Origin of the sequence: Micromonospora chalcea (genome assembly GCF_002926165.1) — a bacterium.
GTDB lineage: Bacteria > Actinomycetota > Actinomycetes > Mycobacteriales > Micromonosporaceae > Micromonospora > Micromonospora chalcea.
Window position 1 is genome coordinate 1 of the sequence record NZ_MAGP01000116.1, and the last position, 20988, is coordinate 20988.

Here is a 20988-nt window from a genome sequence, read left to right on the forward strand (position 1 = left end):
GGCGTGACCGACGTACTCGCGGACGTAACCGAGGTGGGCGGGACAGGGGCGGCCGGGCTAGCGTCGAGGTATGCAGAGCAGGCGCAGTCTTACCGCCGCGGCCGCGCGAGCTTCCCGCTCGCCGGTTGCCGCCGCCTGACCTGCCCCACACCCACGCCGGCGACCGGAAACGGTCCGCCGGCGTCGTCGTGTCGACGCCAACGCGCGCGGCGGGCCGTCCGGTCACCCGTACCCGGAAGGCACCCGCCATGACACCCGACGACATCACCCGGACGTTCCTCGACCACTACCACCGGCACGGCCATCAGGATGCGCCGGAGAGTTCACTCATTCCGCCACCCGGCGACCCGGTGCTGTTCACCACGTCCGGCATGCACCCGCTCACGCCGTACCTGCTGGGACGCCCGCACCCGGGCGGGCGGCGACTGGCGAACGTGCAGCGGTGCCTGCGCACCACGGACCTGGACGAGGTGGGCGACGACACGCACCTGACCGTGTTCCAGATGCTCGGCTCGTGGTCGCTCGGCGACTACGACATCGTGACCAGCCTGCGCTGGGGCTTCGACCTGCTCACCGACGGGTTCGGCATCCCGGTGGAGAGGCTGCACGCCACGGTCTTCGGCGGCGGCAACGGTGAAGGGCCGGACGACACCGCGCGGGACACCTGGACCGGGCTCGGCGTGCCGGTGGAGGCGCTGGGCGAGGACAACTGGTGGTCCAACGGTCCGACCGGCCCCTGCGGACCGGACTCGGAGATCTTCGTGTGGACCGGGGACGGCCCGCCCATCGGCACACCCAGCACCGACGAGCGCTGGGTGGAGGTGTGGAACCACGTGCAGATGCGCTACCACAGGCACCCCGACGGCCGGCTCACGCCGCTGCCGCACTCCAGCATCGACACCGGCATGGGCCTGGAACGGCTGGAGATGGTGTTGCGCGGCGACCGGTCCGTGTTCACCGGCGACGGGCTGCGCCGGTGGGTGGACGAGGTAGGCAACTGGGGCCTGCGCGGCACGGACCTGCGCGTGGTCTCCGACCACCTGCGGTCCGCGGTGGTCATGCTCGGTGACGGGGTACGCCCCGGCAACACCGGCCGCGGGTACGTGCTGCGGCGGCTGCTGCGCCGCGCGCTCACCGTGCTGTGGCGCGACGACCCGGCGCGCACCCTCGACGACCTGCCGCCCGAGCTGTACGCGGACACGCTGCGCCGCTTCCGTCAGCTGCCCGATCCGGGCACGCCGCCCGGCGAGCGACCGGTCGACGTCGGCTCGCTGCACGCCACGCTGGTGGACGAGGAGCGCCGCTTCCGCGGGCTGCTGCGACGCGGACGGCCGCTCGTGGACCGGGTACGGGAGCGCGGCCCGCTGACCGAGCGCGACTACCACTGGCTGCACGACACCCACGGGCTGCCCCGCGACCTGGTCGACGGCCTGCTCGCCGAGACGAGCTGAGCAGCGGCCGGGGGAGCGGGCCGGGCGGGCACCAGCCGGGGAGCAGCAGCCGGCTCAGCGGTGGCCGCCCGGCCGGGCCGGTGCCAGACTCGGAGGCGGACGCCACGCGAGGGAAGCGGACGCCGCCGTGAGGAGAGGGCAGCCGATGACCGAGGTACTGCCGGACGAGGAGACGGTGCCGCTGCTCGGCGCCGAGGTGCGCATCGCCGACGCGGCGGGGCTGCTCGCCGCCGCCGTCGACGGGCCGGTGGAGCTGATGGTCGACGGCGACTTCCCGGCCCCGGTGCGGGAGGCGCTCTGCACCGTGCGCGCCGACACCGCGGACGGGCAGCCGGCGCACCGCTTCGAGGCGTACCTGCGGGTGGAGAGCACCCCGGCGGGCCTGCTCGCCCTCGGTCTGGCCGGGCCGGTCGGCGTGCTGCTCGCCGAGCGGCTGGCCGCCCGCGGCGGCGACGGCCCGGCCGCCGCGGTGGGCCGGATGGCCGCGGAGGCCGGACGGCGGATCTGGCCGCGACCGGTCGCCACGCTCGCCGCGCCGCCCGGCGACGAGGCCGGCCGGGAGGTGCTGCGCGCGGCCCGGGAAGCCGGGCTGCGGCCCCGCGTCGACCAGGACAACGGCACGGTACGCATCCACGCCGACGTACCAAGCGCCGACGTGGGTCCGGCGCACCTGACGGCGATGCTCGGCCTGCTGCTCCAGGCCGTACGCGAGCTGTCTGGCGACAGCGACGAGCCGACCGTGCTGCGCGGACGGACGTACGTCGTGGGGCGGCGACCGGTGACGACGGCGGCCGGGCCGCGCAGCGCGACGGTGACCCTCGACCAGGTCGGCGGCCTGTCCGACGTGGTCGCGCAGTTCCGCGAGGTGGCGGTGTCGTTCCGGCACCCGGCGGCGATGGCCCGCTGGGGGGCGCGCCGGCCGCAGGGCATCCTGATGTACGGGCCGCCCGGCACCGGCAAGACCATGCTGGCCCGGGCCCTGGCCAACGAGGTCGGAGCGGACTTCGTGGAGATCCGCACCCCGGAGATCCTGGACAAGTACCTCGGCGGCTCGGAACGCAACATCAAGCGGATCTTCCGGGAGGCACGCCGCTACCGGCGGCCCACCGTGATGCTGTTCGACGAGTTCGACTCGATCATCAGCTACGCCGGCGCCGGCGGCGACGCGGCCAGCCAGGCCGTCAACGCGGTAGCGGGCATCTTCAAGCAGGAGATGAACACGCTGTTCGAGGAGAACCCCGACGTCATCGTGGTGGCGACCACCAACTTCCCGCACCGCGTCGACGCCTCGCTGATCCGCTCCGGCCGATTCGACCTGAAGATCGCCATTCCGGCGCCGGACGAGAACGGACGCGCGGAGATCCTCACCAAGATGGTCCGCGAGCTGATCGACCGGCACGAACGGCCCGGCTTCACAATGTTCGCCGACGACCTCGACCCGGCCGCCCTCGCGGCCGACACGGCCGGGCTGACCGGCGCGGACCTTCGCGAGGCGCTACGCCGGGTGCAACTCGCCAAGGCACTCCGGGAAGCGGCGGAGGGTGCGCCGCCGGCTCCGATCGGCCAGGATGACGTGCGGGAGGCCGTCGCCGGGTTGCGCCGCGGCTGACCGGAAGGAGTCCACGTTGTCCTCGTCCGATCTGCTGCTGTCCCGCCGCGACCTCACGTTCCTGCTGCACGACTGGCTGGACGTGACCCGGCTGACCGAGCGCCCCCGCTACGCCGAGCACACCAGGGAGACCGTCGACGCGGTGCTGGACCTCGCCGCCCAGGTGGTGGCCGAGCGGTTCGCCCCGCACAACCGGGCCGCAGACACCGGCGAGCCCACGTTCGACGGGCAGCGCGTACGGACCATCCCGCAGGTGAAGGCCGCCCTGGAGGCGTTCGCCGAGACCGGGCTGCTCGCCGCCACCATGGACGAGTCGGTCGGCGGGCTGCAACTGCCGCACGTGGTGGCCGCCGCCGCGTTCGCCTGGTTCCAGGCCGCCAACGTGGGCACGTCGGCGTACCCGATGCTCACCCTCGGCAACGCCAACCTGCTGCTCGCCCACGGCAGCGCCGAGCAGATCGCCACCTGGGTACGCCCCATGGTCGAGGGCCGGTTCTTCGGCACCATGTGCCTGTCCGAGCCGCAGGCCGGCAGCTCCCTGACCGACCTCACCACGCGGGCCGAGCCGCAGGACGACGGCACCTACCGGATCGTCGGCACCAAGATGTGGATCTCCGGCGGCGACCACGAACTCGCCGCAAACATCGTCCACCTGGTGCTGGCGCGTATCCCCGGCGCGCCGGCCGGCGTGAAGGGCCTGTCGCTGTTCATCGTGCCGAAGACGCTGCTCGACGACGACGGCAACCTCGGCCCGCGCAACGACGTGGTGCTGGTCGGCCTCAACCACAAGCTCGGCTACCGGGGCACCACCAACACGCTGCTCAACTTCGGCGAGGGCGTGCACCGGCCGTACGGGCGGGCCGGGGCGGTCGGCTACCTGGTGGGGCAGCCGCACCAGGGGCTCGCGGTGATGTTCCACATGATGAACGAGGCGCGCATCGGCATCGGCGCCGGCGCCACCGCGCTCGGCTACACCGCGTACCTGAAGTCCGTCGCGTACGCCCGGCAGCGCCCGCAGGGCCGCCCGGTCGCCGACAAGGACCCCACCACGCCGCAGGTGCCGATCGTGGCCCACAGCGACGTACGCCGGATGCTGCTGGCCCAGAAGAGCTACGTCGAGGGCGCGCTCGCGCTGGTGCTCTACTGCGGACGGCTGCTGGACGAGCAGAAGACCGCGCCGGCCGAGGCCGACCGTGAAAGGGCGCAACTGCTGCTGGACCTGCTCACCCCGATCACCAAGAGCTGGCCGGCGCAGTGGTGCCTGGCCGCCAACGACCTGGCCATCCAGGTGCACGGCGGGTACGGCTACACCCGCGACTACGACGTCGAGCAGCACTGGCGCGACAACCGGCTCAACGCCATCCACGAGGGCACCCACGGCATCCAGGCCCTCGATCTGCTCGGCCGCAAGGTCACCATGCGCGACGGCGCCGCGCTGGAACTCCTGCTGGAGACGATCCGCGGCACGATCAGCCGGGCGTGGAAGGCCGACGGGTTCGCCTCCGAGCTGGCCGGGCAGCTCGCCGCCGCGGTCGACCGGATCGCCGTGGTGACGCGGCGGTTGTGGGCACCGGGCGACCCGGAGCTGGCGCTGGCGAACGCCTCGGTGTACCTGGAGGCGGTCGGGCACGTGGTGATTGCGTGGATGTGGCTGGAGCAGGTGCTGGTGGTGGAGGCGCTGGGTTCGCCGGACGGGGCCGAGGGGGAGTTCCTGGCAGGGAAGAGGCAGGCGGCGCGGTACTTCTACAGGTGGGAGTTGCCGAAGGTGGCGGCGCAGTTCGAGCTGTTGGAAGGGCTGGACCGGACCACGCTGGACATGCGCGAGAGCTGGTTCTGAGCGGGAGACACGCCCTTCGTGGTCACCCACATCACCGGCTCACGTCACTCCGCAGGGTGCTCGCTGGCAGCCGCGAAGCGTTCGAGTTGGAAGCCGACCAGGTCCGCGCCCTGGCCGAGGAATGCCCCGCCCATCGCGCTCGCATCCCAGGCGCGCACTGTTGCGCCGAGATCGGCATGGTCAGAACTTGCCGCCACCCCGACTGACGCGGGACGTACGTCGAACTTGATGCCGAATACTCACGGTAGTGCCGCGGTCCGGCGGCGGCAGGCCACGGCAAGCAACTTGCGGCAGATTAGTAAGCTGCTGGAGCCTACTGCAGTTCCCGAGTCGCAAATCTCCCTATGCTCGAGTTTTCATTCTGTGTACTTACTGGTCACTGCGTCTTTTTCTGCACGCAATGGAGGGCGGGCGGGCAGATTGGATGCCTGCCACATGCAGTGCTGCAATTATCTTATTCACCAAGAATGAACCAGTCGCTTGGGTCGACGCTGGAACGACCATCCAAGTACGTTTCGGCATCAAACGAGGTTAAGAATGCTTCGTCGAAATCAAGCTGCCCTATGGGGTATTGTGGACACCAGGAAAGAGTGAAATGGAAGCTGCCGCTGACGTCTGCTTCGCCTTGGAGATCCTCTAACTCGTCGCCAAGGTCAGACGTGCGAGTGACCGTGCCCGTGACCCGCGCATCGAACTTGCCATCGAACTCAAGCTCTACGGTCGCGGGAGGTGACGCGAAAAATTTGACAGATTCGATCACTATGATTGGCCAGTCAACCTCAAGAGAGCCGACGTCCGGTGCCCCAGCGCCCTCATCGTGGCCCCGAAGTGCATGCCCGGAAGAGTCTTCGACGCGGAGCAAAAGATCACCAAGAGGTGCTGAGAGGGCTTTTTCCAAATCGGCGCCAACCATGCCTTCAATAATTTTTACCGCAGCCCTTCCTTCCTCATTCAACTTAAGTTCAATTGCATGACTTCGCCCTCTCGACTCGACTTCCACACCGCGGATCACATAGAAGTCAGCCTTGTCGGCGCCGAGTTCTGACAGTCTTTGCACTACAGCAGGGGCCGCCTCCTCGAAGGTTGTTCGGTTTCGAGGGTCGCTCAAGTCGGCCTCAGCGGCAAGTAGGAGTGCAGTGCCAATGTCCGACGATTTCCCGAAGGAGCGCACGCGGCTAGAGACTTTTCCTTCGAGCCTTCTTGCCTTCTTGATATGACTTACTATGACGGGGATTTGTGTCAGATCTTGATCGCCCTTGTCCTTGTTGCATTCTCCGCAGATTGGCGCGAGGTTATATAGTGCATCGACATCATATTCTTCGGTGAGTGCAAACGCCTCATTAAGGCGCTTGCGCTCATAAGTTGTAGAGGTCCTTGGGAGGATGTGGTCGATCTCTAGGGCGGAGTAATCCTTGAACCTGCGACACCAGTAGCATCTTGACTCCCACACTTGGCGAAGGACGTGCCTGAGGAGTCGATTATTTCCACCTTGTACGTACCGTACGTCCGTTTTGGCCACATGACCCGCCTTATACTCGCCCGGTTTTGGGCGACCCGGTAGCCACTTGCTGCAGTAAGTAGCAAAGGTCGGCCTTGCCGTGAAGCAGCAGCAACGCCGGCCTAGTCGCCCGGGGTACCCTCGTGGGGTTCGTAGATGTTTGCGGCGCCACTATCGGCAGCGGCAGGGGTCGAGTCCGTGGCGGGGAGATCCTGCTCACGGCTCAAGAGTCGCTGCGGAACAAGCTTCCGCGGATCGAGTCTTCTGAGATCGACACCGGCCGACACGGCGGCTGCGCCTGCGGCCATGCCAATCGCGATGCCGATCGCCAGGCCTCTCTGCAGGCCCTTTTTTTCACCGAGAGCTCGGCCGATTTGTTCGCCGAGAGCGAGGCCCTCTCCCACGCCTGTGTGGTGGCCTGCACCCCATGCCGCGTTGCCCATGCCTGTGCCCTTCTGTGGTGCCTGCGAGTATGAAGAAAGCCTAGCCGCGGGCCGCCAGCGGCTCCTCAGTCGTTGCGGGCTGGCTTGTCGCGAGTTCCGCGCCAGGGCCGGGCAAGCGGGGTCCTTAAACGCACTCTCATCGGCAGCTGCGGAAGCCGGAGAGGGCCGGGCGGTAGCCGACGTCTATGTGAGGCTGGGTGGAGTTAGCCACGCCACCGGGGCGCCGTCGAGGGCGGCGTCGGCGAGGCGGTGGGCGGATGCTGTCTTTAGCGCCGCCCGGGAGCTGTCGATCCAGCGCTGAACGTCCGCGACTCCCTGGTGCCGGTATTCGACCGCTTGGACGAGGCACTCCAACTTGTCCGCGTCGCGGGCCACGATGGCTTCCAGAGTTTCGCCGGCCTCGTACTCTGCAACGGCAGCGTTGATCACGTCGGCAACTGCGGGTGGGCAGCCGGCGACCTGGTCGGCGGTGACGGCGGTGTTGGGCGCGGCGGTGAGGTAGCGCTTGGCGATGTGCGGGATGTCGGTGATCCGGGTTTCCTGCGTGTCGTGCAGGACGCACAACATCGAGACGCGAGCCGGGTCGGCGCCCTCCATGGCCGCGAGCATCATGCCGATGAGCGCCGTGCGGAACGAGTGCTCGGCGATCGACTCGGGGTGCTTCACGCCGGCGAACCACCAGCCGGTACGGGCGGCGCGTTTGAGCACGCCGGCCTCAAAGATGAAGCTCATGGCTCCTGCGGCGTCCTGGTCCTCGCTCATCTGCCCGTCCCTGTACCGGTGACTCCGTCAGCACGGAGGCTGTAGAGGATAGACGTTAGTTCTTGTCGTGACTGCGTGGATACCTGGTCGCTGTCGAGCAGCGCGGCGCACCGGTCGGCCAGTGCCTGCCCGGTGGCGAGGTCATCGTGGGTGAGACCGCGCCTCGCCATGAGTAGAGCCCAGAGGTTGTGCACGTTGAGGTCGACGAACGGGTGGCCGATGGTGAGGCGGTCAACCAGGTGCCGGAACAGTACGACTCCTCGCCAGTCGCCGAGAGCAGTGGGCATGAACGAGTCGTCGCGATGCCGGTACGGAATCTCACCGACCCAGTAGGCGGAGTAGTTGAGGGCGGCCCGCTCGCAGGCATCGTCCGGGTGGGCGCGGGTGATGAAGTCTCTCAGCGGCTCGGGGTCTCCCTGGTTCGCGAGGGAAGTCACCATCGACCGGATGTCGGGCCACAGCGGTGACCAGGTGTGGAAGCGGGTGATCTGGCGAGTTGTCCGGGTGGTGCCTTCGGCGATCCATGACGCGGACGCGCCTGTGGGATCCATGCCGGCAAGGAAGCAGGCTTGCCGGTGCAGCAGGACATCCGGGTCGCGTTCGAAGGCGGAGCGTTCAGCGAGCACGCGCAGGCGTACGAAGAAGGCCCGTCTCTCGTCGGCGGACAGGAGCGGGGCGGTCGCCACGGGGCCGCGTCGGCGGGTTGTGGGGAGGCTTCTGATGAAGGTCGGCGTCTGTCCGAGAACGCTCCAGAGGATCAGGTCGGTCAGACGGTGCGTCAGCACCGACCAGCCGAGAGGTTGTTCGGCGATGGGGGATCGGCCGGCGTCGTCCCGGAGGAGCGCCGCAAGGATGAGGTCTGCCTCGGCGGCATCGTCGAGAGCGGCCAGCAGCTTCGTGTTCGCTCCGAGCCGTCCGAGCCGCTGGCGAATCGCAACGGCCTGACCGAATGGCACGGCGGTGAACGGTCTGCGCCCCGACTCCCAGCTCTGAACGGTCACCCGGTCCACGTCCAGATGCGCGGCGAGTTGTTCTTGGGTGAGCGGCACGGATTCCCGAACGAGCTTCAGGAGATAGCCCGTCACCTCGCCTCGATGCGGCGTGGAACTGCGGTGACCTGCCAACTGACATCCCTACGTTGACCGGTGGTCGACGTTTCGCCGGACGCGGACCGCGAGGTGGCGTTCCTGGTCGGCTCACTCGTACCGCTGGTGAGTCCAGTGATCGACGCCGTGATCGTAGCGTCGCAGTTACCGAACGTTCCAGATCCGGTCCGCGATTCGTGGCCGGTCGAATTCCGCTGCCCTGCGGAGGAAACGGCGATGCGGGAGAGGACACCACCGTGGAGACGAGTCACCTACGACCAGTACGTGATCGCTGCTGCTTTGACGCTCGCACGTCGGCATCGCCCCAAATGGTCGTGGCGGAAGTGGCGGTGGGTGTGCCGCTGTGGTGCGGAGCTGCCGTGCCGGAACCGTCACCGCGTACCGATCAATCGCGGTCACTGGCCGCCGCAGGAGGACCAGTGAGGACTGCGGAACAGGCGATCTTGGCGGTGCATGTACGGGGTCTGGACGGGATGTGCGTGGGTTGCCGGCTGTGGTGGGCGCGGCTGACTCCGTACCCCTGTTGGCAGGTCGCGTGGGCGACGAGCCGGCAGGCGCGCGCGAGCGTCGCCCGCTTCCTGGGGGTGCGCGGGTGAGCACCCACGGGCCGGTGCTGCCGGTCTGGACGTGCGGCGGGTGCGGTGCGCCGTGGCCGTGCGCGACGCGGCGGCGGGAGCTGCTTGCGGAGTACGAGGGCGCGCCGGTGTCGCTGGCGGTGTACCTGGGGGCGCAGCTGGTGCGGGCCACGGCGGATCTGAGCTGGGCGCCGGCCGGGACGTTGCACCGGCGGTTCCTGGGGTGGCTGCGGTGAGCGTGCTGCGGGCCGGCGACGAGAAGTTCCACTACAGCGACGGGTCGCACCGGTGGACGGCGCCGGATCCGGAGTACGACCAGGAGGCGTGGGAGGAGCAGGTCCGCCAGCACAAGCTGGGGCACCTGCGCAACGAGCGTCCAAGGGTACGCATCCGCCGGATCGGGTGACGGGTGCGAGACTGGGCCGGTGACTCACCCGCTCGCGCGCCGCGTCTACGACACCTGCCACCTCACCGGCCGGTTCCATCTCCGATCTGGGCAGGTCAGCGACGAGTACTTCGACAAGTACCTGTTCGAGGGGAAGCCGGAGCTGCTGCGCGAGGTCGCCGAGGCGATGGTGGCTCTGCTGCCGGAGTGCGACGTGTTGGCGGGGATGGAGATGGGCGGCATTCCGCTCGCCACGGTGATGTCACAGCTGACCGGGCTGCCGACGGTCTTCGTGCGCAAGCAGGCCAAGGAGTACGGGACCGCGAAACTGGCCGAGGGCGGTCGCGTGAGCGGTCTGCGGGTCGTGGTGGTCGAGGACGTCGTGACCACCGGAGGCGCGCTCCTGACCTCGTGCGGACAACTACGGTCCGTCGGTGCCCAGGTCGAGACGGTGGTCTGCGCCATCGACCGCGAGCAGGGTGGCCGGGAGAACCTGGCGGCCGAGGGGCTGCACCTCCGCGCCGCCCTCACCCGTCGTGATCTGGAGGCATCGCTGACGGCGTGAAGCTAGGGCTGCTCCGGGCCGCTGCTGGCGTTGTACGAGTTCTTGGCGGCGACCACTGCGGCCTGGATGTGCTCGGGGTCGACGCCGTGGACGTTGAGCGGTGGGTGCAGGCGCCGGACGAGTTCGGCTTCGATGACCGTCGGCTCGGGGTCTTCCGCCCAGGTCAGGCGCAGGTGCGTGTGCATCCACGCGGTCAGCCGGGTCTCGTCTGCGGGGACCAGGACGACGCGGTCGGTCCAGGTCGTGCGGTAGCCCTCGGACACGAGAAGCCCGGCCAGCGTGCGGCGCAGCGTCGAGCTGCCCGACCGTCGTAGATGGTTGCGCAGGATCCGGCCCCGCAGGCTGGTGGCCCGGCCCAGATAGAGCATCCGCCATGACGGATCGGTGTCGTTCGGCGGTCCGGGGAGGTCGGGGAGGACCGAAGGAGCAGCCCACCAGGCGTAGACGCCGCCGCCACGGGCGAGCCGCTTGACGGCGACGTCGAGCGCGACCGGCGGGCCGGTCAGCAACCGCAGGGCCTCGTCGGTCGGGACGTCGGCGGATCGCCGTTCGGGGAAGGTCACCGGGACCATCCTAGGCGCTCGACCGGTCGAGATCGGGTGGGGATGCGCTCCGCACCTGGACACCGGCAGGGTGATCAGCAGGCGACTTTCACGACCTGCTCAGCCGGCGGTGCCGAGGGACCGAGCGCCCGCCCGATCTGCGGCACAGGAGTGCGCTGCCGGCCTGTGCGTGCGAGCGCGACGGTGCGCTGCGTCACGCAGCCGATGCTAGGTTCGCCCGCATGACGGTGCAGATCACGGCCGGGGAGTTCCACGCGGCCGACGGTGTCGAGGACTGGCGCTGCCTCTACCACGTGGTCTCGGCGTATTTCCGCACCGGCTCGCTAACCAAGGGCATAGCGTTCGTCGATGAGATCGGCCGGCTCGCCGGTGGCGCGGAGCAGCAGTACGTCAACGTCGATCTGCGTCATGTCGGCGTCACGGTGTCCCTGTCGTCGCGCGACGTCGCGCTGGCCCGGCGGATCTCGGCTGCCGCCAGGGATCTGGACATCCCCGCCGACCCGACCGCCGTGCAGCTCGTCAACGTCACCCTCGACGCGCTGGTCGGCGCGGACGTGCTGCCGTTCTGGCGGGCGCTGCTGGGTTACCGCCAGATCGACGACGACTATCTGGCCGACCCGGCGCGTCGGGGTCCGGGCTTCGGGCTGCAGCCGATGGACGCCGGGCGCCCACAACGCAACCGCATGCACCTCGATGTCGCCGTCCCACATGATCAGGCCGAGGCCCGAATCGCCGCCGCGTTGGCTGCGGGTGGCCGGCTGGTCTCCGATGCGCACGCACCGAAGTGGTGGGTATTGGCGGACATCGAGGGCAATGAAGCGTGCGTCGCCACCTGGGTCGGCCGATAGTGGTGGCCCTCTCGAAGGCTGGACCATCGGCCACACTGACGGCATGACGACGGTCGTGCCGATGAGCCCCGCCCATCCGGCGTTCGATCAGGTAGCTGCTCTGTTCGACGACTACCGGGTGCACTACGGCCAACCGTCGGCCCCGGAGACAACCCGCTCCTGGCTGCAGGACCAGATCGCACAACACCGGATCTCCGCCGCTGCCGCCATCCGAGCTGATCACGTCCGCGGCTTCATCACGGTCACGGTCACGCCGGCATCGCTCAGGCTGGGCACCTCGTGGTCGATCCGCGACCTCTACGTGGCCCCGCACCATCGCCGTAGCGGCATCGCGAAGGCCCTGCTCCAGCACGTCATCCGCAACGCCCGTGCCGCCGGCGCGCATCGCGTGTCGCTCCAAACCGAGACCGACAACATCCCCGCCCTGGCGCTCTACACCGAGATCGGCTTCAAGCCCGTCACCGGCCTGGAACTACTCAACCTCACCTTCGACCCCACCCTCCAAGATCCGGGAGACAGGGCCTAGACGTCGCGCCGTGGCCTTGCGCGACGCGGCGGCGGGAGCTGCTTGCGGAGTACGAGGGTGCGCCGGCCCTTTCCGCCTGGTAGAGGGTCGGTGGTGCGTGGGAAGCTCCCGTCATGCGTATCGCCGAGCACATTGCCGCGCTGGATGAGGAAGGCGCCCGACTGGCAGAGGCGGCGGACCGGGCGGGCCTGGACGCACCCGTGCCGACCTGCCCTGGCTGGCAGGTCCGTGATCTGCTGCGCCATGTCAGTGGTGTCCATCGCTGGGCCACGGGCCACGTCATCACGGGGCGCCGTCAGCCTTACTCCACTCGCGAAGAGGCGGAGTTCTTCGCCGCAGTCGAGGACGACGAGCTGCTGGACTGGTTTCGGGAGGGCCACCGCGCACTCGTGGACACGCTGGCAGCGGCCGACGAGAGCGTTGAATGCTGGACGTTTCTGCCCGCGCCCTCGCCGTTGGCGTTCTGGGCACGTCGCCAGGCTCACGAAACCGCGGTACACCGTGCCGATGCCGAGTCGGCTGTCTCAACGGTTCCCTCCTGGGCCCCCTCCTTCGCCGCTGACGGCATCGACGAACTGCTCAATGGCTTCTTCGGGCGGCCCGGTGGGCTTCTGGTGGCCGATCCACCCGTCAGCATGGCTCTTGTGCCGACTGATATCGACGCGGGATGGACGCTCTCCATCGAGCCGGCCGGGCGCCGCCTGGTAGCCGGTGAGATGCCGGCCCAGTTGACCGTCGTGGGACCTGCGTCCGAGCTCTACCTTCTGCTGTGGAACCGGAGTGGGCCTGAGCGCCTCGAACTACGCGGGGACGCGGCCGTCTTGGATCTCTGGCGGGCAAAGGCCACGATCACCTGGAAGTGACGCCGTCATCCCGGCGAGGTCAGCCCGGTGCCGCCCACCGTGGTCCCATCCGCTCGTCGACAGACCCGGACGGGTGAGACAGGCGGGGAAGCGGCAGGCGGCGCGGTACAGCCCCCACATCACCGGCTCACGTCATTCCGCAGGCACGATACGGAGGTTCAGCAACATGTCCTCGAAGGCCTCGGGTCCGAATCGTGCCGCCACGATGTGCACCGGTGAACACGCCATGTCCAGCGTCACGTCGCCCACGGGACGCCTCTCGACGCCGGTCACCACCAGAGTCGTCTCTCGCACTGTCACGTCCTCGATCGTGACGTCATAGCCGAGCACAGGACGGTCCCCGACCGAGAGAATGACGACCGTCTCCTTCGCGAGGTCTACCGGCGGCGGCGGTGGGACAGGCTGCCGTCCGGCATTGATCGATGCCCAGTGCTGCGCCCACGATCCCGATCGACGAATCAGGAACAGGCCGTAACCTCGTGAGGTGTCGGCCTTGGCCTGCCCGTGGTACAGCGTGCGAAAGGTCCCGGCACGTCCGGACGATCTGCTCACCCGCTGACCCTACTGGCGCTGACCCTCGGAACAGCTTCCGTCTACGTCCGGCGGCTCGGGCGCGAAAGTATTCGGACGGTTGGTGCGGCACGTCGGCGGCATGAGTACACCCTCGGTCTTGAGCCGGGCTCCCGGCCGTCAGGTAACTCTGTCGCCGTGTCGTGTCGGGCCTGGGGACAATGCTCACCGGACAGCGATACGACGAGGGTCGAAGCATGTTGCTGGAGTGGGTCGACGGTTGGGCGGACACGAATGGCCGGTGATGGTCAGCACCGTTCACCTCGGGCGCCATCGGTACCGGGTCATGCGGCCGGCACGACCGCCGGGGTTCGCCGGTCTGTACGAGGGCCCTCTTGGAGCCCAGTTCTGCCTCGACAAGGAAACAGCGACGCTGTTCGCTCTGGCGTGGGGACTGGCTGCCCGGTCGCCGCACACGATGGTCTATCTTCCCCTTCGTCGCGCGACACGTCCCCACCATCACAGTTGGGGGCGCCCGCTCGACCTGGTGTTGCTGCATCACCGCCTCGCGTTCCCGCCGTCGCGGTGGAAGCAGGTCCGTTCCCGGTTGGGGACCGGCCGGCCACACACCGTGGTGCTACCCGCTCAGGCGTGGCCGGCGCGGTTGACCGCCGATCACCGGCGAGTCCGGTATCGAGAGTTCCGCGATCATCTGCGGTGGGACATCGCTGCCGACACGTTGCTCACCGGCAGCCGTGAAGCGTTCGAGTTGGAAGCCGACCAGGTCCGCGCCTTGGCCGAGGAGTGCCCCGCCCATCGCGCTCGCATGCCAGGCACGCCGGTGATGCCGGGGGTCCGGCAGTGGCCGGCCACGGCACGCAACTCGCGGCAGATCCGTATGGCGGCCCGCTTGGCAGCCCGGGGAAGGGGGGCTCGTGCTGGGAACGCCAATGCGTGTGCCGGTGGATCTACTCCTGCAGGTACCGCTGCTACGCACCGTCTGACGTCTTTACGAGCGCTGTGTCGGCTCGGCGTGGTGATCGAGCTGCCGTGAGTACTCCGGGACGATGGTGTTCGTACCGAACGACGGACGTGTGCCGGACATGCTCACCGAGCAGCCAGCATCCGTGCGTGAGCGACTGTTTCGAAGCGAGCTGAAGGTCGTCCGGGGCATCGCGGATGCCATCGACCTGTCCGAAGTGATCAGGCCGCCTTCCGGGTCGAACGGGTCGGATCTCTTGACTCTCGACCCGGTCGAGGGCCGACCCTTCCCGAGTGACGTATGAGGAGCACGACCAAAGATCAGTCCCGCTCGCGATCGACCTGGAGATGCTGCGGCCGGTGCTGCGCGCCGGCTGGGGAGCGGACACCTGCGACCCGCACGACCTGGAGGATTGGCACGCCGGCAACCCAGCCCGTGGGCAGTGCGGGGTGACCGCGCTGATCATTCAGGACCTGCTCGGCGGAGAGCTGATCCTCGGCGAGGTCCACGCCGGAGATACCAAGGTCGGCCACCACTACTGGAACCGGCTGGCCGACGGCCGCGAGGTGGACCTGACTGCCGACCAGTTCCAGCCGTCGGAAGTCGTTGTCGGCGGTCAGGTTCAGCAACGCCCGCCGGGCCCACCCGTCCGGTGCCGCAGGCAGTACGAGATCCTGCGGGACCGGGTCTTCGTCGCCCTCTACGGTGCCGCACCCCGTTTGCTCGTTCCGGACGGGATGCGAGGCTGACCGCGTGGCTTACCGAACGCCCGCCCTCCGGTGACGCCCGCATGAGCCTGGTGTCGGCGTTCGTACCGATCTGGATCCTCACCGCTGTCGGTTACGCGGCCTGTCGCTGGGGCCTGCTGGGCGAGTCGGCGGCGTCGGTGCTCGGCCGGTTCGTGTTCCAGCTCGCGATGCCGGCCGCCCTGTTCCTGGCACTGGCCCGGATGCCGCTGTCCGGGTTCGCGGGCCGCTCGCTGCTCGCCTTCGGGGTGAGCACCGTCGCCGTGGTCGGGTTCGGGTGGGCCGGCGCGAGCCGGCTGTTCGGTCGCGAGCCCGGCGAGCGGCCGATCTGGGGCATGGCCGCCGGGTACGTGAACTCGGCGAACCTCGGCATCCCGATCGCGACGCAGGTTCTCGGCGACGTGTCGTTCCTGGCGGTGGTGGTGCTGCTGCAGGTGCTGGTGGTGGCACCCGTGATCGTGGTCGTGCTGGACCGGCGCAGCGACCCGGCCGGGCGGGTCCGGGTGCGCCGGGTCGCCTCGCTGCCCGTACGCAATCCGGTGATCCTGGCGTCGCTGCTCGGTGTCGCGTGCTCCGCGGCCGGTCTGCGTCTGCCGGCGCCGGCCGCCGCGTCGCTGACGCTGCTTGCGGGCGCCGCGGCGCCCGCCGCCCTGGTCGCGCTCGGCGCGTCGCTGCACCCCGCGGCGCCGTCGCGGGCGGAACCGACCGGGCCCGGAGAGCTGGCCGCGATCAGCGCGCTCAAGCTTGTCGCACAACCTGTCATCGCGTACGCGGCCGGCCTGGCCCTGCACCTGTCCGCGCCGCAGTTGCTCGCCGTGGTGGTGGTCGCGGGCCTGCCGACGGCGCAGAACACGTTCATCTTCGCCCAGGAGTACGGCGTCGGCGAGGCGGTCGCCAACCGGGCGGTGGTGGTGACGACGACGCTGTCGCTGGCCACGCTGGCTGCGGCGGCGGCGCTGCTCGGGTAGCTACCGCTCGGCGGGGAACCGCCTCCACTGCCCCTCGGAGACGACCTCGACCGTGCCGTCGACCACTGTGATCGCCGTCTGGTCGTCGATCGCGTACGCCGGACCGGCGACCTCGGCCGCCCACTTCTCGGCGTTCGCCATGGTGTTGTCCGGTTCGAGGCCCAGGTGCGGGAAGATCGAGAAGTCGACGAGCCCCAGCGTGCGGTCGTCAGGCGCGGACTGCCATTCGACGAAGTCCGTCCCGACACGCGGGGTCAGCACCATGCTCCCCGCGCTCAACCCCACCCAGACGGTGTCAGGCAGCGACGGCAGCAGGTCCGCCAGCCCGGACTGCCGCATCCAGTGGCACAGGTACGTCGCGTCGCCGCCGTGCACCAGGATGACGTCCGTCTCGCGGACCCAAGGGACCCACCGCTCCTGGCCGATGCTCGGTAGCGCGGTCAGCTCCAGGACGCCCAGCGACTTCCAACCGAGGCCGGTCATCGGTAGCGGCGTCTGGCCGGTGATGAAGCGCCAGGCCGAGGCCGGCCCGCCCATCGGGTAGGCGGCCGTGGGGATGCAGAGCGCGTTGGACTCGGCGACCGGCTTGCCCAGCAGGCCGACCAGCGCATCGTGGATGCTCGGGTTCTGGACGCCCGCGGATGTGAGAAGAAGCTTCACGCCTACCTCCGGTGGCAGCGGTTGGGTGCACGGGAGTACAGACCGGGCACCGTATCGAAACTCATCGCCGCACGTCGCGTCACTCGCGGATCTCCATCGCCGCGACCAGGCCGTCGTCGAGGCGGTAGACGTGTGTGACGGTGTGGTCGGCGAGCTTCGTTCCGGCCTTGTCGTGGACGACCTGATGAACGGTGACGGCGATGCGGCCGTCGGCCTCCGTGCGGAACGCCGTCGGCGTGACGACAGGTTCGAGCTGGTCCCACTGCCGGCGCCAGTAGGCACCCACCTGGTCCCGGCCGCGAAGGACGCCTCCCTCCCAGCCGTTGGGCCACGAGACGTCCGGCGTGATGGCGGCCAGCAGCGTGGGGATGTCACGCCTGTTGAAGGCCGCGTAGAGGTTCGTGAGCAGGGCCTGGGAGGTAGGGCGTCTCGGCGAATCCACGGAGCCAGCATGGCCGGTGGGTGAGACCTCGCGCAGACGTCTTAGCGGTCAGCAGAACGCGAGCAGACCCGGACGGTAGGGACGCAGCCCCACGGCGCGCCACGACCGTCCCGTTGTGATCTCCGCCCACCTGCCGGCGCGTGCCCACATCTGCTCCTCGAAGGCGCTGCGGCCGGCCGTCTCGCGCCATGTGCTCACCGTCTGGTGCGGATGCGTCGTACCTCGACGTAGCGGCGGATCTTCTCCGCGGTCCCGCAGTCGTCCATGCTGCACCAACGACGGCTGCGGTTCTTGCTCTCGTCGATGAACAGGAAGCGGCAGCCCGCGCATCGCTTGATCCGATCGAGCGCACCCGTGGTGAGAAGCTGGACCGCAGCATGGACCACCGGCCGTAAGGGCCGGGCAAGCGTGTGGTCGTCCCGCCAGGACCATGCGAATGTCTTCCCGCGCATGAGCTGTGCGTGGGCGAGCGCGTCGGCTTCGTCGTCGCGCAGCCGGGTCAGCGCCGCTGCGCCCGGGTCCTCGCCGGCGGCCAGTGGCCGGAACACCTCGTCCAGGTAGTCACGGGTGCGAAGTGCCTGCGCGAAGACGGTGTGGGCGCTGTCCGGACTGCCGCGGGACAGCCGGCGCAACGCCGCCGCCTGCGTTTCGGTGAGGGTGCCCGCGTACACGCTCCAGGCGATCAGCTCGGCGTAGCCGGTGAGCACGTCGTCGTCCGGAGGCCCGACGGGTGGGCCGGCGCGGGTGTTGAGGAAGTCCAGCGCGAGGTCGCCGCCGACCAGGCGCATCCGCGTAACCCTTGCTGTTTCCATCAAAACCGACTTTACCAGTTGCCCCGTGACGAGGAGCCTTCCTAGAGTGTTTCCGTCATAGCCGGTTTAGGGGGTAACAATGGGCCAGGCGCACGCACACCGGCGGGCAGTGGGCGCGCTGATCGGCCTCGCCGGCGGAACGTTCCTCTACACCGCAGCCGAGGCGCTGCCGATCGGGCTGCTGTTGCCGATGGCCGTGGACCTGGCCGTTCCGCCGTCCCAAGTGGGCATGCTCGTCACCGTGTACGGCGCGGTGGTGATGGTCGCCTCGGTCCCGTTGACGGCGCTGGTGCGCAGAGTTCCTCGCCGACGGCTGCTGTCGGCGCTCCTGGCCGGCTTCGTCGTCAGCAACGCGATCACGGTGTTCGCGAGTACGTTCACCATGCTGATGGCAGCCAGGGTCGCCACCGCGGCCACTCATGCGTTGTTCTGGGCGGTCGTCGTGCCGACCGCGGCTGAGCTGTTCCGGCCCGGACTGCACGGACGGGTGGTCGCGATCGTGTTCGCCGGCGGCAACGTCGCCCTCGTCCTGGGCGTGCCCGCGGGCACCTGGCTGGGTGAACGTGCCGGCTGGCGGGCATCGTTCCTGGCGGTGGCCGGGCTCGGTGTGCTCGTCTTCGCCGTGGTGGCCTGGTTGCTGCCGTCGACGGGGCCGGCACAGGGACACGCCGGCCGGGGCAGAACCCCCGACTCCCGCCGGTTCTGGCTCCTGGTCGTCGTGGCCGTCCTGTCGACCGCCGGCGCCATCGCCGGCTACACCTACATCGCCCTGTTCGTCACCGAGGTCACCGGACTGCCCGCCGCGTCGATGGCGACCATCCTGCTGGCGCGCGGCGTCGCCAGCGTCTTCGGCATCCTCGCTGCCGGACCGATGGTCGACCGCAGCCCGTGGTCCGCCCTGGTCGCGACGGTTGCACTGCAGTGTGTGGCGCTGCTCGGCCTGTACGCGTTCGGCCACCACCCGGCGGTTGCCGTCGTCCTGATCGCAATCGCCGGACTGGGGTTCGCCGCGTTCACCGCGGCGCTCGGCGGCCTCGTCCTTCAGGTGGCGCCCGGCCGCTCCGATCTCGCCGCCGCGACGCTGTCCGCCGCCGTCAACGTCGGCATCACCGGCGGCGCCTTTTTCGGGGCCCTCGTACTGGAAAGCCACGGTGCCGCCGGCACGACGTTGATCGGCGCCCTGCTCGGCGCTGTCGCCCTCGCGCTCGCCCTCGGCGAACGACTCATTCCGCCGCCGCACAGCAAGGGCGGCGCGGCCTTTCGTGAATCGATCCCGGCGGGGCGTCGGCGGTGACGGCGGGGCGTCCGCGATGCTGTGGGCGTGGAGTACGTGTCCAGAGTGCCGCGACCGCCGCTGGACGAGCTGATCGACGACCTCTACTACCTGGCGGGCGCGCCCCCGTACCCCCGGCTGACGCTGCCGCCGATGCCGGCGGCGCTGCTCATCGTCAACCTCGGCGCGCCGTTCCGCGTCCGCGGCGGCACCGACGTCGAGACCACCGGGTACGCCGACGGCTGCGTGATCACCACGCCCACCCGCGCGTTCGAGTTCGGCTACCCGCGCCCGACCCGGTCCGTCGGCGTACACGTCAAGCCGTGGGGCCTGGCGCCGTTCCTGCCGATGCCCGCGGCCGAGCTGTGCGACCGGCCGGTGACGCTGGAGCAGGTCTGGGGCCGGCCCGCCGTGGCCGAGCTGCGCGACCGGCTGGCCGCGGCCGACGGGCCGCACAAGATGCTGGCGCTGCTGGAGGAGGAGCTGAGGCGACGGCTGTCCGAGAGCACCGGACTGGGGCTGGTCCGGCACACGAGCGGCGTCATCGCGGCGACCAGCGGCGCGGTGCCGATCGGCGACCTGAGGACGGCAGCCGGCGTGAGCAGCACCCATCTGACGCAGCGGTTCAAGGAACTCGTCGGCGTCACACCGAAGCGGCTGGCCCGCACCTACCGCTTCGCCGCCGCAGTGTTCGCGATCGACCCCGCCCGGCCGGTCGACTGGGGCGAGCTGGCAAGCGACGCGGGCTACTTCGACCAGGCCCACTTCGGCCACGAGTTCCGGGCGTTCACCGGGCTCACGCCGACCCGGTACGTCGAGGTCCGGCGGCGGTTCCTGCGCGAACACCCCGGCCACGTGATCGACGGCTGGTCGCTGCCGGCCGATTGATTTCCTACAAGAACGGCGGCCCGCGACCCGCTAACTTGGGGGCCACCCAAGGAAGGGGAGAACCGGCGTGGGCACTGTGGTCCTGTACAGCTCGGTGTCGGTGGACGGCTTCGTCGCGGACGACAACGACCAGCCCGGGCCGCTGTTCGACTGGTTGACCAGCGGGGACGTCCCGCTGGACGACAGCGGCGCGTTGCGGGTGTCGCAGACGTCCCACGACTACGTCCGGCCGTACTGGGATCAGATCGGGGTGACCGTCGTCGGCCGGCACGTGTTCGACCTGACCGACGGCTGGGACGGGACGCCGCCGAGCGGGATCGACCACGTGGTCGTCGTGACGCACCGCCCGCCGCCCGAGGGTTGGAACCCCGAGGCACCGTTCCACTTCGTCGACGGCGTCGAGGCGGCCGTGGCCAGGGCGCAGGAACTCGCGGGGGAGCGCATCGTCGAGGTCGCGGCCGGTGACGTCGGAGGCCAGGCGCTCGCCGCGGGCCTGGTCGACGAGGTACGCATGGACGTCGTACCCGTGGTGTTCGGCTCCGGCAAGCGCTTCTTCGGGTCGGTCGACGCGCAGCACCTGCTGGAGGATCCCGACGTGGTGCTTCCGGGCGAGCGGGTGCTTCACCTGCGGTACCGGGTGCGCCGCTGACCGATCCGGCCGGCCGTCCGGATACGA

General features: G+C 69.5%; 25 protein-coding genes. 16 read left to right on the forward strand and 9 right to left on the reverse strand.

Annotated elements, in window-relative coordinates; all coding sequences use genetic code 11:
- The first annotated feature begins 248 nt into the window (after window positions 1–248).
- The 3 genes from BAW75_RS16745 (at window position 249) to BAW75_RS16755 (ending at window position 4897) form a co-directional block, all read left to right on the forward strand.
- Window positions 249–1451, forward strand: a complete 1203-nt coding sequence (locus BAW75_RS16745; RefSeq protein ID WP_104114177.1) for an alanine--tRNA ligase-related protein — start codon at window positions 249–251, stop codon at window positions 1449–1451.
- 145 nt (window positions 1452–1596) lie between these two features.
- Window positions 1597–3060, forward strand: coding sequence for an ATP-binding protein (locus tag BAW75_RS16750; RefSeq protein ID WP_104114178.1), 1464 nt, complete (start codon window positions 1597–1599; stop codon window positions 3058–3060).
- A gap of 16 nt (window positions 3061–3076) precedes the next feature.
- A complete protein-coding gene (locus BAW75_RS16755; RefSeq protein WP_104114225.1) occupies window positions 3077–4897 on the forward strand; it encodes an acyl-CoA dehydrogenase in 1821 nt (606 codons plus the stop codon).
- Between the two features lie 454 nt (window positions 4898–5351).
- On the opposite strand, the gene BAW75_RS32065 is transcribed toward BAW75_RS16755, so the two are convergent.
- The 3 genes from BAW75_RS32065 to BAW75_RS16765 all read right to left on the reverse strand — a co-directional run bounded on the left by BAW75_RS32065 (window position 5352) and on the right by BAW75_RS16765 (window position 8685).
- Window positions 5352–6416, reverse strand: coding sequence for a hypothetical protein (locus BAW75_RS32065; protein WP_167435578.1), 1065 nt, complete (start codon window positions 6414–6416; stop codon window positions 5352–5354).
- A 605-nt stretch (window positions 6417–7021) separates the two neighbouring features.
- Window positions 7022–7600, reverse strand: coding sequence for an HD domain-containing protein (locus BAW75_RS16760; RefSeq protein WP_104114179.1), 579 nt, complete (start codon window positions 7598–7600; stop codon window positions 7022–7024).
- A complete protein-coding gene (locus BAW75_RS16765; protein WP_373887993.1) occupies window positions 7597–8685 on the reverse strand; it encodes a helix-turn-helix domain-containing protein in 1089 nt (362 codons plus the stop codon). Before BAW75_RS16765 ends, BAW75_RS16760 begins: the two co-directional genes overlap by 4 nt.
- A 257-nt stretch (window positions 8686–8942) precedes the next feature.
- Between BAW75_RS16765 and BAW75_RS32950 the strand changes: the two genes are divergently transcribed.
- Genes BAW75_RS32950 through pyrE form a run of 4 tightly spaced genes read left to right on the forward strand, consistent with a single transcriptional unit; the run spans window position 8943 to window position 10231 of the window.
- Entirely contained in the window at window positions 8943–9302 is a 360-nt protein-coding gene (locus tag BAW75_RS32950) for a hypothetical protein (protein WP_104114180.1), read from the forward strand.
- Complete coding sequence (locus BAW75_RS16775) at window positions 9299–9517, forward strand: hypothetical protein (RefSeq protein WP_013477111.1); 219 nt, start codon at window positions 9299–9301, stop codon at window positions 9515–9517. Before BAW75_RS32950 ends, BAW75_RS16775 begins: the two co-directional genes overlap by 4 nt.
- Window positions 9514–9687 (forward strand): hypothetical protein, encoded by a 174-nt coding sequence (locus BAW75_RS32350; RefSeq protein ID WP_167435579.1) that lies wholly within the window; start codon window positions 9514–9516, stop codon window positions 9685–9687. The genes BAW75_RS16775 and BAW75_RS32350 overlap by 4 nt, the downstream gene beginning before the upstream one ends.
- A gap of 19 nt (window positions 9688–9706) precedes the next feature.
- On the forward strand, window positions 9707–10231 hold the full coding sequence (pyrE, locus tag BAW75_RS16780) for an orotate phosphoribosyltransferase (RefSeq protein WP_104114181.1): 525 nt from the start codon (window positions 9707–9709) through the stop codon (window positions 10229–10231).
- Between the two features lie 2 nt (window positions 10232–10233).
- Here the strand turns inward: pyrE and BAW75_RS16785 are convergent, their stop codons facing one another.
- Together BAW75_RS16785 and BAW75_RS33215 are read right to left on the reverse strand one after the other, a co-directional pair.
- On the reverse strand, window positions 10234–10803 hold the full coding sequence (locus tag BAW75_RS16785; protein ID WP_104114182.1) for a GIY-YIG nuclease family protein: 570 nt from the start codon (window positions 10801–10803) through the stop codon (window positions 10234–10236).
- Window positions 10804–10868: 65 nt separating this feature from the next.
- Window positions 10869–10991, reverse strand: a complete 123-nt coding sequence (locus BAW75_RS33215) for a hypothetical protein (RefSeq protein WP_275937803.1) — start codon at window positions 10989–10991, stop codon at window positions 10869–10871.
- Between the two features lie 24 nt (window positions 10992–11015).
- Here BAW75_RS33215 and BAW75_RS16790 point away from each other — a divergent pair, with 24 nt between their 5' ends.
- The 3 genes from BAW75_RS16790 to BAW75_RS16800 all read left to right on the forward strand — a co-directional run bounded on the left by BAW75_RS16790 (window position 11016) and on the right by BAW75_RS16800 (window position 13031).
- Window positions 11016–11642 (forward strand): VOC family protein, encoded by a 627-nt coding sequence (locus BAW75_RS16790; RefSeq protein WP_104114183.1) that lies wholly within the window; start codon window positions 11016–11018, stop codon window positions 11640–11642.
- Window positions 11643–11685: 43 nt separating this feature from the next.
- Window positions 11686–12168 carry a GNAT family N-acetyltransferase gene (locus tag BAW75_RS16795; RefSeq protein WP_167435580.1) on the forward strand — a complete coding sequence of 161 codons (483 nt, stop codon included), beginning with the start codon at window positions 11686–11688 and terminating at the stop codon, window positions 12166–12168.
- Window positions 12169–12281: 113 nt separating this feature from the next.
- On the forward strand, window positions 12282–13031 hold the full coding sequence (locus BAW75_RS16800) for a maleylpyruvate isomerase family mycothiol-dependent enzyme (RefSeq protein WP_104114185.1): 750 nt from the start codon (window positions 12282–12284) through the stop codon (window positions 13029–13031).
- A gap of 132 nt (window positions 13032–13163) precedes the next feature.
- On the opposite strand, the gene BAW75_RS32070 is transcribed toward BAW75_RS16800, so the two are convergent.
- Window positions 13164–13583 (reverse strand): protease complex subunit PrcB family protein, encoded by a 420-nt coding sequence (locus BAW75_RS32070; RefSeq protein WP_146074850.1) that lies wholly within the window; start codon window positions 13581–13583, stop codon window positions 13164–13166.
- Between the two features lie 1025 nt (window positions 13584–14608).
- On the opposite strand from BAW75_RS32070, the gene BAW75_RS16810 reads away from it, so the two are divergent.
- The 3 genes from BAW75_RS16810 to BAW75_RS16820 are packed head-to-tail and all read left to right on the forward strand — an operon-like array spanning window position 14609 to window position 16237.
- Window positions 14609–14827 (forward strand): hypothetical protein, encoded by a 219-nt coding sequence (locus tag BAW75_RS16810; protein WP_124778946.1) that lies wholly within the window; start codon window positions 14609–14611, stop codon window positions 14825–14827.
- Window positions 14817–15272 carry a YunG family protein gene (locus BAW75_RS16815; protein WP_233607806.1) on the forward strand — a complete coding sequence of 152 codons (456 nt, stop codon included), beginning with the start codon at window positions 14817–14819 and terminating at the stop codon, window positions 15270–15272. Before BAW75_RS16810 ends, BAW75_RS16815 begins: the two co-directional genes overlap by 11 nt.
- A 41-nt stretch (window positions 15273–15313) precedes the next feature.
- Window positions 15314–16237, forward strand: a complete 924-nt coding sequence (locus tag BAW75_RS16820) for an AEC family transporter (RefSeq protein WP_104114187.1) — start codon at window positions 15314–15316, stop codon at window positions 16235–16237.
- Here the strand turns inward: BAW75_RS16820 and BAW75_RS16825 are convergent, their stop codons facing one another.
- The 3 genes from BAW75_RS16825 to BAW75_RS16835 all read right to left on the reverse strand — a co-directional run bounded on the left by BAW75_RS16825 (window position 16238) and on the right by BAW75_RS16835 (window position 18127).
- Entirely contained in the window at window positions 16238–16897 is a 660-nt protein-coding gene (locus tag BAW75_RS16825) for a Type 1 glutamine amidotransferase-like domain-containing protein (RefSeq protein ID WP_104114188.1), read from the reverse strand.
- A gap of 79 nt (window positions 16898–16976) precedes the next feature.
- On the reverse strand, window positions 16977–17339 hold the full coding sequence (locus BAW75_RS16830) for a nuclear transport factor 2 family protein (protein ID WP_104114189.1): 363 nt from the start codon (window positions 17337–17339) through the stop codon (window positions 16977–16979).
- Window positions 17340–17533: 194 nt separating this feature from the next.
- Window positions 17534–18127 carry a CGNR zinc finger domain-containing protein gene (locus BAW75_RS16835; protein ID WP_167435581.1) on the reverse strand — a complete coding sequence of 198 codons (594 nt, stop codon included), beginning with the start codon at window positions 18125–18127 and terminating at the stop codon, window positions 17534–17536.
- A 133-nt stretch (window positions 18128–18260) separates the two neighbouring features.
- Here BAW75_RS16835 and BAW75_RS16840 point away from each other — a divergent pair, with 133 nt between their 5' ends.
- The 3 genes from BAW75_RS16840 to BAW75_RS16850 all read left to right on the forward strand — a co-directional run bounded on the left by BAW75_RS16840 (window position 18261) and on the right by BAW75_RS16850 (window position 20961).
- Window positions 18261–19445, forward strand: coding sequence for an MFS transporter (locus tag BAW75_RS16840; protein ID WP_167435582.1), 1185 nt, complete (start codon window positions 18261–18263; stop codon window positions 19443–19445).
- A 27-nt stretch (window positions 19446–19472) separates the two neighbouring features.
- Complete coding sequence (locus BAW75_RS16845; RefSeq protein ID WP_244206154.1) at window positions 19473–20312, forward strand: AraC family transcriptional regulator; 840 nt, start codon at window positions 19473–19475, stop codon at window positions 20310–20312.
- Between the two features lie 67 nt (window positions 20313–20379).
- Window positions 20380–20961 (forward strand): dihydrofolate reductase family protein, encoded by a 582-nt coding sequence (locus BAW75_RS16850; protein ID WP_104114192.1) that lies wholly within the window; start codon window positions 20380–20382, stop codon window positions 20959–20961.
- Window positions 20962–20988 lie beyond the last annotated feature (27 nt).